The organism is Streptomyces sp. NPDC048196, from assembly GCF_040652715.1.
Taxonomy (GTDB): Bacteria; Actinomycetota; Actinomycetes; order Streptomycetales; family Streptomycetaceae; genus Streptomyces; species Streptomyces siderophoricus.
In genome coordinates, this window is sequence record NZ_JBEZMM010000020.1 from 115,669 (window position 1) to 130,859 (window position 15,191).

General features: G+C 68.7%; 12 protein-coding genes, 1 tRNA gene and 1 pseudogene. 8 read left to right on the forward strand and 6 right to left on the reverse strand.

Going from position 1 to position 15,191, the window contains the following annotated elements; genetic code table 11:
- The first annotated feature begins 27 nt into the window (after positions 1–27).
- From AB0E02_RS20960 to AB0E02_RS20980, 5 genes are all read left to right on the forward strand, one after another.
- A complete protein-coding gene (locus AB0E02_RS20960; RefSeq protein ID WP_351537290.1) occupies positions 28–1,248 on the forward strand; it encodes a branched-chain amino acid ABC transporter substrate-binding protein in 1,221 nt (406 codons plus the stop codon).
- Positions 1,249–1,382: 134 nt separating this feature from the next.
- On the forward strand, positions 1,383–2,312 hold the full coding sequence (locus tag AB0E02_RS20965) for a branched-chain amino acid ABC transporter permease (protein ID WP_030416638.1): 930 nt from the start codon (positions 1,383–1,385) through the stop codon (positions 2,310–2,312).
- A 5-nt stretch (positions 2,313–2,317) separates the two neighbouring features.
- On the forward strand, positions 2,318–4,111 hold the full coding sequence (locus AB0E02_RS20970) for a branched-chain amino acid ABC transporter permease (RefSeq protein ID WP_362141477.1): 1,794 nt from the start codon (positions 2,318–2,320) through the stop codon (positions 4,109–4,111).
- An 89-nt stretch (positions 4,112–4,200) separates the two neighbouring features.
- Complete coding sequence (locus AB0E02_RS20975; RefSeq protein ID WP_362141499.1) at positions 4,201–5,064, forward strand: ABC transporter ATP-binding protein; 864 nt, start codon at positions 4,201–4,203, stop codon at positions 5,062–5,064.
- The gene (locus tag AB0E02_RS20980) at positions 5,061–5,777 is read left to right on the forward strand and encodes an ABC transporter ATP-binding protein (protein ID WP_362141479.1); all 717 of its coding nucleotides are present in this window, start codon (positions 5,061–5,063) and stop codon (positions 5,775–5,777) included. Before AB0E02_RS20975 ends, AB0E02_RS20980 begins: the two co-directional genes overlap by 4 nt.
- Before the next feature lie 73 nt (positions 5,778–5,850).
- Here the strand turns inward: AB0E02_RS20980 and AB0E02_RS20985 are convergent, their stop codons facing one another.
- On the reverse strand, positions 5,851–6,507 hold the full coding sequence (locus tag AB0E02_RS20985; protein ID WP_362141481.1) for a response regulator: 657 nt from the start codon (positions 6,505–6,507) through the stop codon (positions 5,851–5,853).
- A 95-nt stretch (positions 6,508–6,602) separates the two neighbouring features.
- Between AB0E02_RS20985 and AB0E02_RS20990 the strand changes: the two genes are divergently transcribed.
- Positions 6,603–6,677 (forward strand) — tRNA-Leu (locus AB0E02_RS20990).
- A 109-nt stretch (positions 6,678–6,786) separates the two neighbouring features.
- The gene (locus AB0E02_RS20995) at positions 6,787–7,560 is read left to right on the forward strand and encodes a transcriptional regulator (RefSeq protein ID WP_362141483.1); all 774 of its coding nucleotides are present in this window, start codon (positions 6,787–6,789) and stop codon (positions 7,558–7,560) included.
- Positions 7,561–7,611: 51 nt separating this feature from the next.
- Here AB0E02_RS20995 and pyk read toward each other — a convergent pair whose 3' ends face one another.
- Positions 7,612–9,048 (reverse strand): pyruvate kinase, encoded by a 1,437-nt coding sequence (gene pyk / locus AB0E02_RS21000; protein WP_362141485.1) that lies wholly within the window; start codon positions 9,046–9,048, stop codon positions 7,612–7,614.
- 145 nt (positions 9,049–9,193) lie between these two features.
- A complete protein-coding gene (locus AB0E02_RS21005) occupies positions 9,194–9,889 on the reverse strand; it encodes an SIMPL domain-containing protein (RefSeq protein ID WP_362141487.1) in 696 nt (231 codons plus the stop codon).
- Between the two features lie 178 nt (positions 9,890–10,067).
- Here AB0E02_RS21005 and AB0E02_RS21010 point away from each other — a divergent pair, with 178 nt between their 5' ends.
- Positions 10,068–11,879 carry a 5'-nucleotidase C-terminal domain-containing protein gene (locus AB0E02_RS21010; RefSeq protein ID WP_362141489.1) on the forward strand — a complete coding sequence of 604 codons (1,812 nt, stop codon included), beginning with the start codon at positions 10,068–10,070 and terminating at the stop codon, positions 11,877–11,879.
- 83 nt (positions 11,880–11,962) lie between these two features.
- Here AB0E02_RS21010 and AB0E02_RS21015 read toward each other — a convergent pair whose 3' ends face one another.
- The 3 genes and pseudogenes from AB0E02_RS21015 to AB0E02_RS21025 all read right to left on the reverse strand — a co-directional run.
- A complete protein-coding gene (locus AB0E02_RS21015) occupies positions 11,963–13,390 on the reverse strand; it encodes a SidA/IucD/PvdA family monooxygenase (RefSeq protein WP_362141491.1) in 1,428 nt (475 codons plus the stop codon).
- Positions 13,387–14,805, reverse strand: a complete 1,419-nt coding sequence (locus tag AB0E02_RS21020) for a pyridoxal-dependent decarboxylase (RefSeq protein ID WP_362141493.1) — start codon at positions 14,803–14,805, stop codon at positions 13,387–13,389. The genes AB0E02_RS21015 and AB0E02_RS21020 overlap by 4 nt, the downstream gene beginning before the upstream one ends.
- A gap of 286 nt (positions 14,806–15,091) precedes the next feature.
- A pseudogene (locus AB0E02_RS21025) lies at positions 15,092–15,191 on the reverse strand (IS481 family transposase); the annotation flags it as partial.

A 15,191-nucleotide genomic window follows, 5' to 3' on the forward strand; every position in this document is an offset into this window, starting at 1 on the left:
AAAGGACTGATCGTGCGTCACCGTTCCTTGCTCCTCATCACCACCGCAGTCACCACCGGCGCCCTCACGCTCTCCGCGTGCGGCTCTCGCGGCGACACCAACAAAGACGGCGAAGGAAAAACCACCGTCGTCATCGGCCTCGACGCCCCCACCACCGGCGAACTCTCCGCACTCGGCCTGGGCATCCGCAACTCCGCCCAGCTCGCCGTCGACATCGCCAACAAGAACAACGAAGTCAAGGGCGTCACCTTCAAACTCCAGGCCCTCGACGACAAGGCACTGCCCAACGTCGGCCAGCAGAACGCCACCAAACTCGCCGGCAACAAGGACGTCCTCGGCATCGTCGGCCCCCTCAACTCCGGCGTCGCCCAGTCCATGCAGCAGGTCTCCAAGCAGAACAACCTGACGCTGATCTCCCCGGCCAACACCACCCCCGACCTCACCCAGGGCCCGGACTGGAAGAAGAACAAGCGCGTCCGGCAATTCCCCACCTACTTCCGGACCGCCACCACCGACGAAGTGCAAGGCGCCTTCGACGGCCAGTACGCCTGGGAAAAGGTCAAGGCCAAGAAGGCCTACGTCATCGACGACCAGAAAACCTACGGCGTCGGCCTCGCCTCCTCCTTCAAGGACCAGTTCGCCAAACTCGGCGGAAAGATCGTCGGCACCGAACACGTCAGCCCCGACGACCGCGACTTCAAAGCCGTCGTCTCCAAGGTCAAATCCGCCAAACCCGACCTGGTCTTCTACGGCGGCGAATACCCCGCCTCCGGCCCGCTCAGCCAGCAGCTCAAGGACGGCGGCGTCACCGTCCCGCTCATGGGCGGCGACGGCATGTACAGCGCCGACTACATCAAACTGAACAAGAAGGCCCAGGGCGACTACGCCTCCTCCGTCGGCAAGCCCGTCGAAGAACTCCCCTCGGCCAAGAAATACATCGCCGACTACAAGGCAGCCGGATTCAAGGAGCCCTACGAGGCCTACGGCGGCTCCACCTACGACTCCACCTGGGCCCTCATCCAGGCCGTCAAGAGCGTCGTCGACGCCAACCAGGGCAAACTCCCCGACGACGCCCGCAAGAAGGTCACCGACGCCATGAACAAGGTCACCTTCGACGGCGTCACCGGAAAGGTCGCCTTCGACAAATACGGCGACACCACCAACACCATGATCACCGCCTACCAGGTCGAAAAGGGCAACTGGGCCGCCCGCTTCAGCGCCCCGTTCAAGGAATTCGACAAGAGCTGACGCCACCGCACCACCACACCCCGGGCCGCGCCAGGACGCCACCAATGACCCTGGCGCGGCCCGCGGCACACCGGGACACCCGAAAACCCCCCGGAATTCCCACCCGTGCTTGATCACACCACGGAGGCCCTGCGGTGAGCGAACTGCCGCAACAGCTGGCCAACGGACTCATCCTCGGCGCGATGTACGGACTCATCGCGATCGGCTACACGATGGTCTACGGAATCGTCCAGCTCATCAACTTCGCCCACGGCGAGATATTCATGGTCGGCGGCTTCGGAGCGCTCAGCGTCTACCTCGCCCTCCCCACCGGCACCTCCCTCGCCCTCGCCCTGCCGGTCATGCTCCTCGGCGGCGTCGTCGTATCCGTCCTCGTCGGCATCGCGGCGGAACGCTTCGCCTACCGCCCCCTGCGCGGCGCCCCCCGCCTCGCCCCCCTCATCACCGCCATCGGCCTGTCCATCGCCCTCCAGCAAGCCATCTGGAAGTGGTACCCCGACGGCAAACAGGCCCGCGTCTTCCCCCAGTTCAAGGGCCACGCCCTCGACATCCTCGGCGCCACCGTCCAACGCGGCGACCTCTTCGTCCTCATCGCCGCCCCCCTCTGCATGATCGCCCTCGGCTTCTTCGTCGCCCGCACCCGCAGCGGCCGCGCCATGCAGGCCACCGCCCAGGACCCCGACACCGCCAAACTCATGGGCATCAACACCGACCGCATCATCGTCCTCGCCTTCGCCATCGGCGCCGCCTTCGCCGGCGTCGCCGCCGTCGCCTACGGACTGCGCACCGGCGAGGTCCAATTCCGCATGGGCTTCATCATGGGCCTCAAGGCCTTCACCGCAGCCGTCCTCGGCGGCATCGGCAACATCTACGGCGCCATGCTCGGCGGCGTCGTCCTCGGCATCGCCGAAGCCCTCGCCACCGCCTACGTCGAAGACATCCCCGGCATGCAGCAATTCGGCGGCGGAGCCTGGAAGGACGTCTGGGCCTTCGTCCTCCTCATCCTCGTACTCCTCCTGCGGCCACAAGGCCTGCTGGGCGAACGCGTCGCGGATCGGGCGTGATACCGATGACCACCCACACCGCCACCACCCCCCGGGGCCTCCTCCCCCTCCCCGAACGCACCGCACGCCTCACCACCGCCGCCGGCGCCCTCGCCACCGCCGCCACCACCGGCCTCTCCTGGACCTGGAGCAGCGACTTCCCCGGCGACCTCACCTACTACGGCTCCCCCGCCGGCCTCCAACTCGTCACCCTCACCGGCGGCCTCCTCACCCTCCTCCTCGCCGCCTCCACACTCGGCCTGCGCGGCTTGACCTGGCTCACCCCCGCCGGACGCAACGCCCCCACCCTCCTCGCCGCCCTCGCCACCTTCGCCGCGACCTGGTTCACCCTCGGCGCCATCGCCGTCCAACTCGGCGGCCTCGTCAACCTCGAACCCGGCGGCTTCGCAGCCGGCACCGCCGCACTCCTCACCCTCCTCGGCGCCCTCGCCCTCCCCCCCGACCAACCCCCCACCACCCCACCCGCGAACCCCTGGCAACGCCTCACCGCGCTCCTCACCGCCAGCCCCCTACGGCCCCGCAACCGCCCCCTCCCCACCTGGGCCGAGATCCTCACCATCGCCGCCGCCTTCGCCGCCGGATTGATCGCCTTCACCTACGGCATCGACACCGACGACGGCGCCCCCTTCGTCGGCTACCTCCTCTTCATCGCCCTCGCCGTCCCCGCCCTCCACCGCGCCGGACTCATCACACGCCTCACCGAACTCACCCACCGACACCGCGGCGTCGCCCTCACCGCGGCCTTCCTCGCCGCCGCCAGCTTCCCCCTCACCCAGGACACCGACCAGTACACGATCATCGGCGCCAACATCCTGATCTTCGCCACCGTCGCCCTCGGCCTCAACGTCGTCGTCGGCCTCGCCGGCCTCCTCGACCTCGGATACGTCGCCTTCCTCGGCGTCGGCGCCTACGCCGCAGCACTCGTCTCCGGCTCCCCCGAATCCGCCCTCGGCCTCCACTTCCCCTTCTGGGCCGCCCTGCTCACCGGAGCCGCCGCCTCCCTCGTCTTCGGCGTCCTCATCGGCGCCCCCACCCTCCGGCTACGCGGCGACTACCTCGCCATCGTCACCCTCGGCTTCGGCGAGATCTTCCGCATCGCCATGCTCAACCTCAACGGCACCACCGGCCCTGACATCACCAACGGCGCCATGGGCATCCCCAACATCCCCAACCTCGAAATCCTCGGCTTCAACTTCGGCGAAACCCACGACATCCTCGGCATCCCCATCGCCACCTACGGCAACTACTACCTGCTGATGATCCTCGTGACCGCCCTCGTCGTCCTCGTCTTCCGCCGCGCCGCCGCCTCCCGCATCGGCCGCGCCTGGATCGCCATCCGCGAGGACGAAACCGCCGCCGTCGCCATGGGCATCAACAGCTTCCGGCTCCGCCTCCTCGCCTTCGCCCTAGGCGCCGCCCTCGCCGGACTCGCCGGCACCGTCCACGCCCACGTCGTCACCACCGCCACCCCCGAACAATTCCAATTCGCCGGACCCCAACCCCCCAACTCCGCCTTCCTCCTCGCCGCCGTCATCCTCGGCGGCATGGGCACCCTCAGCGGCCCCCTCGTCGGCGCCGCGCTCCTCTTCCTCATCCCCGCCAAACTCGACTTCCTCCAGGACTACCAACTCCTCCTCTTCGGCATCGCCCTCGTCCTCCTCATGCGCTTCCGCCCCGAGGGCCTCATCCCCGACCGCCGCAAACAACTCGAATTCCATGAAACCGGTCAACTCGACGTGCCCGACCAACGCCTCCCCGACCCAGCCGCCACCACCGGCGTCACCAAGGCAAAGGCGTGACGACCATGACCACACCACCCACCCTCGCACCCGCCACTGACAACACCCCCACCGACGACGGCCCCGTCCTCCGCGCCGACGGCGTCACCATGCGCTTCGGCGGACTCACCGCCGTACGAGGGGTCGACCTCACCGTCCACCCCCGCGAAATCGTCGGCCTCATCGGCCCCAACGGCGCCGGGAAAACGACGTTCTTCAACTGCCTGACCGGCCTCTACATCCCCACCGAAGGCACCGTCTCCTACCGGGGCACCGTCCTCCCGCCCAAACCCCACCTCGTCACCAAAGCCGGCATCGCCCGCACCTTCCAGAACATCCGCCTCTTCGCCAACATGACCGTCCTGGAAAACGTCCTCGTCGGCCGCCACACCCGCACCAAAGAAGGACTCTGGTCCGCCCTCCTCCGCAGCCCCGGCTTCAAAAAGGCCGAACGCACCAGCGAAGAACGCGCCACAGAACTCCTGGAATTCATCGGCCTCGCCCACAAACGCGACCACCTCGCGCGCAACCTCCCCTACGGCGAACAACGCAAACTGGAAATCGCCCGCGCCCTCGCCTCCGAACCCGGCCTGCTCCTCCTCGACGAACCCACCGCCGGAATGAACCCCCAGGAAACGCGGGCCACCGAAGAACTCGTCCTCGCCATCCGCGACAAAGGCATCGCCGTCCTCGTCATCGAGCACGACATGCGCTTCATCTTCAACCTCTGCGACCGCGTCGCCGTCCTCGTCCAAGGCGAAAAACTCGTCGAAGGCACCTCCGACACCGTCCAGGCCGACGAACGCGTCGTCGCCGCCTACCTCGGCGAACCCTTCGACGGCGCCCCCGGAGAAGCCGAGGCGGCCGAGGTCGCCGCCGCCGAAGCAGCGGCCGACGCAGCGGCCGACACGGCAGCAGACACGACGGCCGACGCGCAGAGCACCCCCGGCACCACCAAGGGAGAAGCCCCGTGACCGCACTGCTAGAGGTCGAAGACCTCCGGGTCGCCTACGGCAAGATCGAAGCCGTCAAAGGCATCTCCTTCACCGTCGAAACCGGCCAGGTCGTCACCCTCATCGGGACCAACGGCGCCGGAAAGACGACCACCCTCCGCACCCTCTCCGGACTCCTCAGACCCAGCTCCGGAAAAATCACCTTCGACGGAAAACCCCTCACCGGAGTCGCCGCCCACAAAATCGTCGCCCTCGGCCTCGCCCACTCCCCCGAAGGCCGCCACCTCTTCCCCCGCCTCACCATCGAGGAAAACCTGCAACTCGGCGCCTTCCTCCGCAAGGACAAGGACGGCATCGAAAAAGACATCCAGCGCGTCTACGAACTCTTCCCCATCCTCGGAGAACGCCGCAAACAAGCCTCCGGCACCCTCTCCGGCGGCGAACAGCAAATGCTCGCCATGGGCCGCGCCCTCATGTCCCGCCCCAAACTCCTCATGCTCGACGAACCCTCCATGGGCCTCTCCCCGATCATGATGAAAAAGATCATGGAAACCATCCGCGAACTCCGCGAACAAGGCACCACCATCCTCCTCGTCGAACAGAACGCCCAGGCCGCCCTGACCCTCGCCGACCACGCCCACGTCATGGAAATCGGCCGCATCGCCCTCTCCGGCACCGGCCAACACCTCCTCCACGACGAATCCGTCCGCAAGGCCTACCTCGGCGAGGACTGAGGCACACACGCGTGCGGCCCCGCACCGGTCACCACCGGTACGGGGCCGCACGCACACCCGGTGCAGAGCCGCGCTACTGCTCCTTCTTCTGCTGCTTCTTCTCCTCGGCGTCCTCGATGACCGCCTCCGCGACCTGCTGCATCGACAGCCGCCGGTCCATCGACGTCTTCTGGATCCACCGGAACGCAGCCGGCTCGGTCAGCCCGTACTGCGTCTGCAGAATGCTCTTCGCCCGGTCCACGAGCTTGCGCGTCTCCAGCCGCTGCGTGAGGTCCGCGACCTCCTTCTCCAGCGTCTTCAGCTCGGTGAACCGGCTCACCGCCATCTCGATCGCCGGCACCACATCGCTCTTCGAGAACGGCTTCACCAGATACGCCATCGCACCCGCGTCCCGCGCCCGCTCGACCAGCTCCCGCTGGGAGAACGCGGTCAGCATCAGCACCGGCGCGATGCTCTCCTCGGCGATCTTCTCGGCCGCCGAGATACCGTCCAGCACCGGCATCTTCACGTCCAGGATCACCAGATCGGGACGGTGCTGCCGGGCCAGCTCCACGGCGGTCTGCCCGTCCCCGGCCTCGCCGACGACGGTGTAGCCCTCCTCCTCCAGCATCTCTTTGAGATCGAGACGGATGAGGGCCTCGTCCTCCGCGATCACGACGCGCGTGGTCAGCGGCGGGACATGCGACTGATCGTCATCGGCGACGGGCTGCTCGGGCTCGGCGGCGCTCACGGGACTCCTCATTCCGGTCAGGTGGTGCCCCATGAGCCTACCTATCTCCTGTAGGGTGGTCCCACAGCAGGTAGGCACGAACCTTGGATCCGCTGGCCCCGGTAGCCCAATTGGCAGCAGGCAATGGATTCAAAACCCATACAGTGTCGGTTCGAATCCGACCCGGGGCACTTTACCTTCAATTCCAAGGTCACCTGACTTTTCGCGAAGTTCGCTCGATGGGGCGAACATCAGCTCGGATTCCGCTCTACGGATCATCCACCCGGCAAGCTCGCATATATGTACGACCGCAGCACGCGCGAGCAGACCCTGGCCCTCGTCGCCCAAGGCCGCAGCCTCAATTCCGTAAGCAAGCAGACCGGCATATCCCGATACGCCATCCGCTCCTGGCAGACCAGGATCGAGCCGCTCTCCCGCGCGACCGAATGCCCGCGCTGCGAGCCCGAGCCGCGACCACCAGCGGTCCCCGACGCGTACTCCTATCTGCTCGGCCTCTACCTCGGCGACGGATGCCTCAGCAAACAGCCCCGGAACCGCGGTTACGCGCTCCGCATCGCCTGCGCGGACGCCTGGCCCGGGCTGATCGTGGCGTGCCGGGAGGCGGTGAAGACGGTCCGTCCGATGAACAGCGTCTGCATCATCCAGCGCGAGGGATGCGTCATGGTGACGAGCTACAGCCATCACTGGCCGTGCCTGTTCCCCCAGCACGGCCCCGGCAAGAAGCACGAGCGACGGATCGCCCTGGAGTCCTGGCAGCAGGACATCGTCGACGCCCACCCTTGGGAGTTCCTCCGCGGGCTCGTCCACTCCGACGGGTGCCGGATCACCAACTGGGCGACACGGACGGTCGGCGGCCAGCGCAAGCGCTACGAGTATCCGCGGTACTTCTTCACCAACATGTCGGCGGACATCATCCGGCTCTACACCGACACCCTCGACAAGGTCGGCGTCGCATGGAAGCCGGCGCACCAGACCCGCAGGGCGGAGAACATCTCCGTGGCCCGCAAAGCCTCCGTGGCCCTCATGGACCAACACATCGGGCCGAAGCACTGACAGGGACGGCAGTCAGGTACCTCGGCCCAGCGGGATCTTGTGCGGGTGGGGCTAGTTGGTGGTGTCGGACTCGCCGATGTGGTGGACGCGGACGAGGTTGGTGGAGCCGGGGACGCCGGGCGGGGAGCCGGCGGTGATGATGACCAGGTCGCCCTTCTGGCAGCGGCCGATCTTGAGGAGTTGCTCGTCGACCTGGGCGACCATCTCGTCCGTGGAGTTGACGGTGGGGCCGAGGAACGTCTCCACGCCCCAGCTGACGTTGAGCTGGGAGCGGGTGGCCGGGTCGGGGGTGAAGGCGAGGAGCGGGATGGGTGAGCGGTAGCGGGAGAGGCGGCGGACGGTGTCGCCGGACTGGGTGAAGGCGACGAGGAACTTCGCGCCGAGGAAGTCGCCCATGTCGGCGGCGGCGCGGGCGACGGCGCCGCCCTGGGTGCGGGGCTTGTTGGCCTCGGTGAGCGGCGGGAGCCCCTTGGCGAGGAGGTCTTCCTCGGCGGCCTCGACGATGCGGCTCATGGTCTTGACGGTTTCGGTGGGGTATTTGCCGACGCTGGTTTCGCCGGAGAGCATGACGGCGTCGGTGCCGTCGATGACGGCGTTGGCGACGTCGGAGGCTTCGGCGCGGGTGGGGCGGGAGTTGTCGATCATCGAGTCGAGCATCTGGGTGGCGACGATGACCGGCTTGGCGTTGCGCTTGGCGAGTTTGATGGCGCGCTTCTGGACGATGGGGACGGTTTCCAGGGGCATTTCGACGCCGAGGTCGCCGCGGGCGACCATGATGCCGTCGAAGGCGGCGACGATGTCGTCGATGTTGTCGACGGCCTGGGGTTTTTCGACCTTGGCGATGACGGGGAGGAAGCGGTTCTCCTCGCGCATGATGCGGTGGACGTCTTCGATGTCGCGGCCGCTGCGGACGAAGGAGAGGGCGATGATGTCGGCGCCGTAGCGCAGGGCCCAGCGGAGGTCGTCCTGGTCCTTTTCGGAGAGGGCGGGGACGGAGACGGCGACGCCGGGGAGGTTGAGGCCCTTGTGGTCGGAGACCATGCCGCCTTCGATGACGACGGTGCGGACCTGGGGGCCGTTGACTTCGGTGACCTGGAGGGTGACCTTGCCGTCGTCGACGAGGATGCGTTCGCCGGTGGTGACGTCGGCGGCGAGGCCGGGGTAGGTGGTGCCGCAGAGGTGGCGGTCGCCTTCGGTGCCGGGTTCGACGGTGATGGTGAACTCGTCGCCGCGTTCGAGAAGTACGGGCCCTTCGCGGAATCGGCCGAGGCGGATCTTCGGGCCTTGAAGGTCGGCGAGGATGCCGACGCTGCGGCGGGTTTCTTCGGACGCTTTGCGGACCCGGTCGAATCGCGCTTCGTGTTCGGCGTAGGTGCCGTGGCTGAGGTTGAAGCGGGCGATGTCCATTCCGGCTTCGACGAGGGCTTTGATCTGCTCGTACGAGTCGGTGGCGGGTCCCAGTGTGCAGACGATCTTTGCTCGGCGCATGTTTCGACCCTATGACTTACCCGGCGGTAGGGAACTGTAAGAAGGTGACTGCTCAACGAGCGCTTGGTGAAAGGCTGTTGACAAGTAATGGAATGCGCGCGAAGGCGCTCCGATGAGCGGAATTTCGCCCTCGCGCGGTGGCGTCTCAGAGTGCGGGACGGGTCATGGTGAAGCGTGCGTTGACGCTGGCGTAGACGGTTTGGCGCTGCGGTTCGAGGTCGAGGGCAGGGGCGCTTTCCTGGGCGGGGGCGCCGCCGTAGCCGGCGAAGGCGCGCATGGCGGGGGCGGCGACGGGTGCGGCGTTCTCGGCGCCGAGGTCGGCGATTTCGAGGAGGGCGTCGAGGCGGGCGTCGAGGGCTTCGGCGTATTCGCGGGCGCGCTGGACGGCTTCGTGGACGGCTTGGGTGCGGGCGGCGCGGTGGGCGGGTGAGTCGGGGCGGAGGTCCCACCAGGGGCCGTCGACGCGGGTGAGGTCGAGGTCGGCGAGGCGGGTGGTGAGTTCGCCGAGGGTGGTGAAGTCGGTGAGGGTGGCGGTGTGGGTGACGCGGCCGCGGTAGGCGCGGAGGCGTTCGTGGCGGCCCTTGTCGGTGAGTTCGGGGGTGATGCTGAGGGCGCCGGTTTCGAGCTTTTCGAGGGCGTCGGGGTAGCTCTTGATGAGGGTGAGGGCTTGTTCGTTGCGGCGGGTGAGGTCGGTGAGGGCGGTGGTGCGGTCGGTGCCGCGGGCGGCGACGGTGACGGCGATACGGGCGATTTCGGGGTCGACTTCGAGGGTGGCTTCGCCGCGTACGGCGAGGCGGGGGGTGTCGGGGGTGCCGTAGGGCAGGGGGCCGGGGTCGGTCATGGGGGCTCCTCGTGCGGGGTGTGGGTGGGTGCGGTGGGCGCAGGGTTGCACACCGGGGTGCGGATCGGTGGGTTCCGGGCGTCCGGGGGGTGTTGCGGAGGGGGCGGCTGGGCCAGAATCTACGCGCGTTGCCGCGGGTTGTGGTGGCGCTTGTCCGCGTGGATGCAGGGGAGTTGGGATGTCGCTCGACCGTAGGAAGTTCGTGGGGAGTTCTGTGGTGTCGGGGGCCGGGGTGGCGCTCGCGGGGGCGGCGCCGGCGGCCGCGGCGGGGCCGGCGGGGCAGCCCGGGCGGGGTCCTGGTCACCGGCGGGAGCGGTATGCGTTCACGGTGATGGGGACGACGGATCTGCACGGGAACGTCTTCAACTGGGACTACACCACGGACGCGGAGTTCGATGACGCGGACCACAATGATGTGGGGCTGGCGAAGATTTCGACGCTGGTGTCGCGGGTGCGGCGGGAGAAGGGCCGGCACAACACGCTGCTGATCGATGCGGGTGACACCATTCAGGGGACGCAACTGGCGTATTACTACGCGAAGGTGGATCCGATCACGGATCCGGGTGGTCCGGTGCATCCGATGGCGCGGGCGATGAATGCGATCGGATATGACGCGGCGGCGTTGGGGAATCACGAGTTCAATTACGGGATTCCGGTGCTGCGGAAGTTCGAGGAGAGTTGTGATTTTCCGCTGCTGGGGGCGAATGCGGTGGATGCGCGGACGTTGCGTCCGGCGTTCCGGCCGTATGTGCTGAAGCGGTTGCGGTCGCCGCACGGGCGGGTGGTGACGGTGGCGGTGCTGGGGTTGACGAATCCGGGGATCGCGCTGTGGGACAAGGCGCATGTGCAGGGGAAGCTGGCGTTTCCGGGGTTGGTGGAGCAGGCCGCGCACTGGGTGCCGAAGTTGCGGTCGATGGGTGCGGACGTGGTGTTCGTGGCGGCGCATTCGGGGACGAGCGGAACGTCGTCGTACGGGGACCAGTTGCCGTACGTGGAGAATGCGGCGGCGTTGGTGGCGGAGCGGGTGCCGGGGATCGACGCGATTCTGGTGGGGCATGCGCATGTGGAGATTCCCGAGCGGCGGGTGGTGAATGCGCAGACCGGCCGGGAGGTGGTGCTGTCGGAGCCGTTGAAGTGGGGGCAGCGGCTGACGCTTTTCGATGTGGTGGTGGAGTGGCGGCGGGGGCGTTGGGAGGTGGGTTCGGTCGGTTCGCGGGTCCTGAATGCGAATGCGGTGGCGGAGGATTCGCGGATCACCGGTCTGTTGCGCGCGGAGCACCGGAAGGTGGTGGCGTATGTGAACCGGGTGATCGGCCGGTCGAAGGCGGAGTTGTCGGCGGCCGAGGCTCCGGTGAAGGACGTGCCGGTGCTGGACTTCATCGCTTTTGTGCAGGCCGAGGTGGTGCGCAAGGCGTTGGCCGGGACGGAGTTCGCGGGGTTGCCGGTGGTGTCTCAGGCATCGTGTTTTTCGCGTGCGGCGCGGGTGCCGGAGGGGGATGTGACGATCCGGTCGATGGCGGCGTTGTATCCGTTCGACAACACGCTGGAGGCGCGGGTGTTGACGGGTGCGCAGGTGCGGGAGTACCTGGAGTTTTCCGCACGGTATTACGTGCGGACGGCAGCGGGCGGTCCGGTGGATCCGGCGCGGATCACGAATGCGGACGGTATTCCGGATTACAACTATGACGCGGTGCGGGGGCTGTCGTACGAGATCGATATCGCGAAGCCGGCGGGTCAGCGTATCGGGAAGCTGTCCTGGGAGGGGAAGCCGGTGGCGGATGATGCGCGGTTCGTGCTGGCGGTGAACAATTACCGGGCGAGCGGGGGCGGTGGATTTCCGCATGTGGCGGGGGCGCGGCAGGTGTGGTCGACGTCGGACGAGATCCGCAATGTGATCATCAATTGGGTGCAGGAGAAGAAGGAGATCGACCCGTCGGTGTTCGCTTCGGTGGACTGGCGGTTGGTGCGGGACGGGGTGCCGGTGTTTTAGCGGATGGCCGGCGATTGAGGAATTTCCGTTCTTTCGGCGGGTGGGGTGCGGCGGTGCCGGGGGCGCCGCCGCGCCCTGTTTTGTCAGTGGCGGGGGACGAGGGTGCTGCCTTGGGTGGGGATGGTGCGGGTGTGGGGGGCGGGGGGTTGCGGGAGGCCGAAGGTGGTGAAGGCGGTGCGGGTGGGGAGGGGGTAGGGGGTGGTGTCGGTGAGGTCGTTGAGGATGGTGGCGCTGCGCCAGGCGGCGAGGCCGAGGTCGGGGGCGCCGACGCCGTGGGTGTGGGTTTCGGCGTTCTGGACGTAGAGGGATCCGGTGACGGTGGGGTCGAGGACCATGCGGTGCTGGGCGTCGATGCGGGGGCGTTCGGCGGCGTCGCGGCGGATGTAGGGGTCGAGGGCGGCGAGCAGGGTGTCCATGCGGCGTTCGCGGTAGCCGGTGGCGAGGACGACGGCGTCGGTGGTGAGGCGGGAGCGGGTGCCTTGCTGGGTGTGGTCGAGGTGGAGTTCGACCTTGGTGGTGCCGACGCGGCCGGCGGTGCGTACGGAGACGCCGGGGGTGAGGGTGGCGTCGGGCCAGCCGCCGTGGAGGGTGCGGCGGTAGAGCTCGTCGTGGATGGCGGCGAGGGTGTCGTGGTCGATGGCCTTGTGGAGTTGCCACTGCGCGGGGACGAGGGTGTCGCGGACGCGTTCGGGGAGGCCGTGGAAGTAGCGGGTGTAGTCGGGGGTGAAGTGTTCGAGGCCGAGTTTGCTGTATTCCATGGGGGCGAAGGCGGGGGTGCGGGCGAGCCAGTGGAGGCCTTCGTGGCCGACGGGGCGGGCGCGGAGCTGGTCGAGGAAGATCTCGGCGCCTGATTGGCCGGCGCCGATGACGGTGAGGTGGTCGGCGGCGAGCAGGCGGTCGCGGTGGTCGAGGTAGTCGGCGGAGTGGATGACGGGGACGGCGGGGGCGTCGGCGAGGGGGCGGAGGGGGACGGGGACGTGGGGGGTGGTGCCGATGCCGAGGACGAGGTTGCGGGCGTGGGTGCGGCCGAGGGCTTCGGCTTCGCCGTCGGTGCCGAGTTGGGTGTAGTCGATTTCGAACGTTTCGCGTTCGGGGTTCCAGCGGACGGCGTCGATCTGGTGGCCGAAGTGGAGGGCGGGGAGGTTTTCGCTGACCCAGCGGCAGTAGGCGTCGTATTCGGCGCGGTGGATGTGGAAGCGCTCGGCGAAGTAGAAGGGGAAGAGGCGTTCGCGGGTCTTGAGGTAGTTGAGGAAGGTCCAGGGGCTGGCGGGGTCGGCGAGGGTGACGAGGTCGGCGAGGAAGGGGACTTGGAGGGTGGCGCCGTCGATGAGGAGGCCGGGGTGCCAGTGGAAGGCGGGGCGCTGGTCGTAGAAGGCGGTGCGGAGGTGGGTGAGGGGGTGGGCGAGGGCGGCGAGGGAGAGGTTGAACGGGCCGATGCCGATGCCGGCGAGGTCGAGGGGCTCGTCGGGGGTGGCGGGGTGGGTGACGGGGGTTTCGGGGGTGCTGCTCATCGGGGGATGTGGCCTTCCACGAGTTTGAGGAGGGTGGTGAGGTCTCCGGTTCGGGTGTGGGGGTTGAGGAGGGTGGCCTTGAGCCAGAGGCCGGTGGGGGTGGTGGCGCGGCCGAGCACGGCCAGGCCGTCGGTGAGGAGGGTGCGGCGGATGGTGGCGAGGGTGGTGTCGTCGGCGCCTTTGGGGCGGAAGAGGACGGTGGTGAGGGTGGGGCGGGAGTGGAGTTCGTAGCGGGGGTGGTCCTCGATGAGGTCGGCGAGGGTCTGGGCGGCGGCGAGGGTGCGGTCGACGAGTTCGCCGAGGCCGCGGCGGCCCAGGGCCTTGAGGGTGACGGCGATCTTGAGGATGTCGGGGCGGCGGGTGGTGCGGAGGGAGCGGTGGAGGAGGTCGGGGAGGCCGGCTTCGGTGTCGTCGTCGGCGTTGAGGTAGTCGGCCTGGTGGGTGAGGGCGGCCAGCGCGCTGGGGTCGGGGACGGCGAGGAGGCCGGCGGCGACCGGTTGCCAGCCGAGTTTGTGCAGGTCGAGGGCGACGGTGTGGGCGCGGGCGAGGCCGGTGAGCGCGGTGTGGTGGGTGTCGCTGAAGAGGAGTGCGCCGCCGTAGGCCGCGTCGATGTGGAGGCGGGCGCCGTGGTGGTCGGCGAGGTCGGCGAGGTCGGTGAGGGGGTCGATGGCACCGGAATTGGTGGTGCCGGCGGTGGCGGCGAGGAGGACCGGGCCGGTGTGTCCGGTGAGGTTGGCGAGGCAGGTGTGGACGGTGTCGGGGGTGAGGATGCCGTTGGGGGTGGGGAGGGTGAGGGGTTCGGGGAGGCCGAGGAGCCAGGCGGAGCGGTGGATGGAGTGGTGGGCGTTGGCGCCGCAGACGATCTGGAGGGGGCCGGTGTGGGGGCGGCCGGGGGCGGGGGCGGCTTCGCGGGCGAGCAGGAGGGCGAGTTGGTTGGATTCGGTGCCGCCGGTGGTGATCAGCGCGTCGGGTTCGGTCGCCTGGGGGTAGACGAGCGCGGCGAGGGCGCGGCTGGTGAGGGTTTCGAGGGTGGAGGCGGCGGGGGCCTGGTCCCAGGAGTCGAGTGAGGGGTTGAGGGCGGCCGCGGCGAGGTCGGCCGCGGTGGCCAGGGCGAGTGGGGGGCAGTGCAGGTGGGCGGCGCAATGCGGGTCGGCGGGGTCGGCGGCGCCGGCGGCGAGGGTGTGGACGAGGCTGCGCAGGGCGGCGTGCGGGCCGGTGCCGTGGTCGGGGAGGAGGGGGTGGCAGGCGTCGTGCACGGCGCGGGCGACGGCGTCGGGGCCGCCGGGCGGGAGGGGGCCGGCGCGGTCCTCGGCGCCGGTGGTGAGGGCTTCGAGGACGATGTCGAGGAGGGGGCGGAGTGCGCGGGGGCCGTGGGTGCCGCCTGCGAGGGCGGTGCCGGCAGGGGGCACAGACATGGGTGTGCTCTTCTGTCAGGGAGGGTTGGGGCGTTGTGCCTGCCCGGTCCGGGTGCGGACGAGCTGTTTAGGCGGCCCTAAGTTACTTTCCCTGTACGGCGCGTATCCACCGGTCGCGATCATACCACCCGTAAGTGGTACGGGTGTACCGCAGGTGTTCGGGTGCCGCGGGCGGGGTGACGGGGGGCGGGGGCGCTCGGGGAGGCACGTGTGGGGGGCACGTGGCGGCGGCACGGGGGGCGGCGCTGAGGGCGGGCGGTCGAACGGATCACGTAGGGGGGTGCCCCTAGGTGTATTGACCTGGAGCGTTGTTCACGCGGCTGATGGGTGGCTTGCCGCCGAGTGCGGTGTGGCTGCGGTGGTGGTTGTAGGTGTGGAGGAAGTCT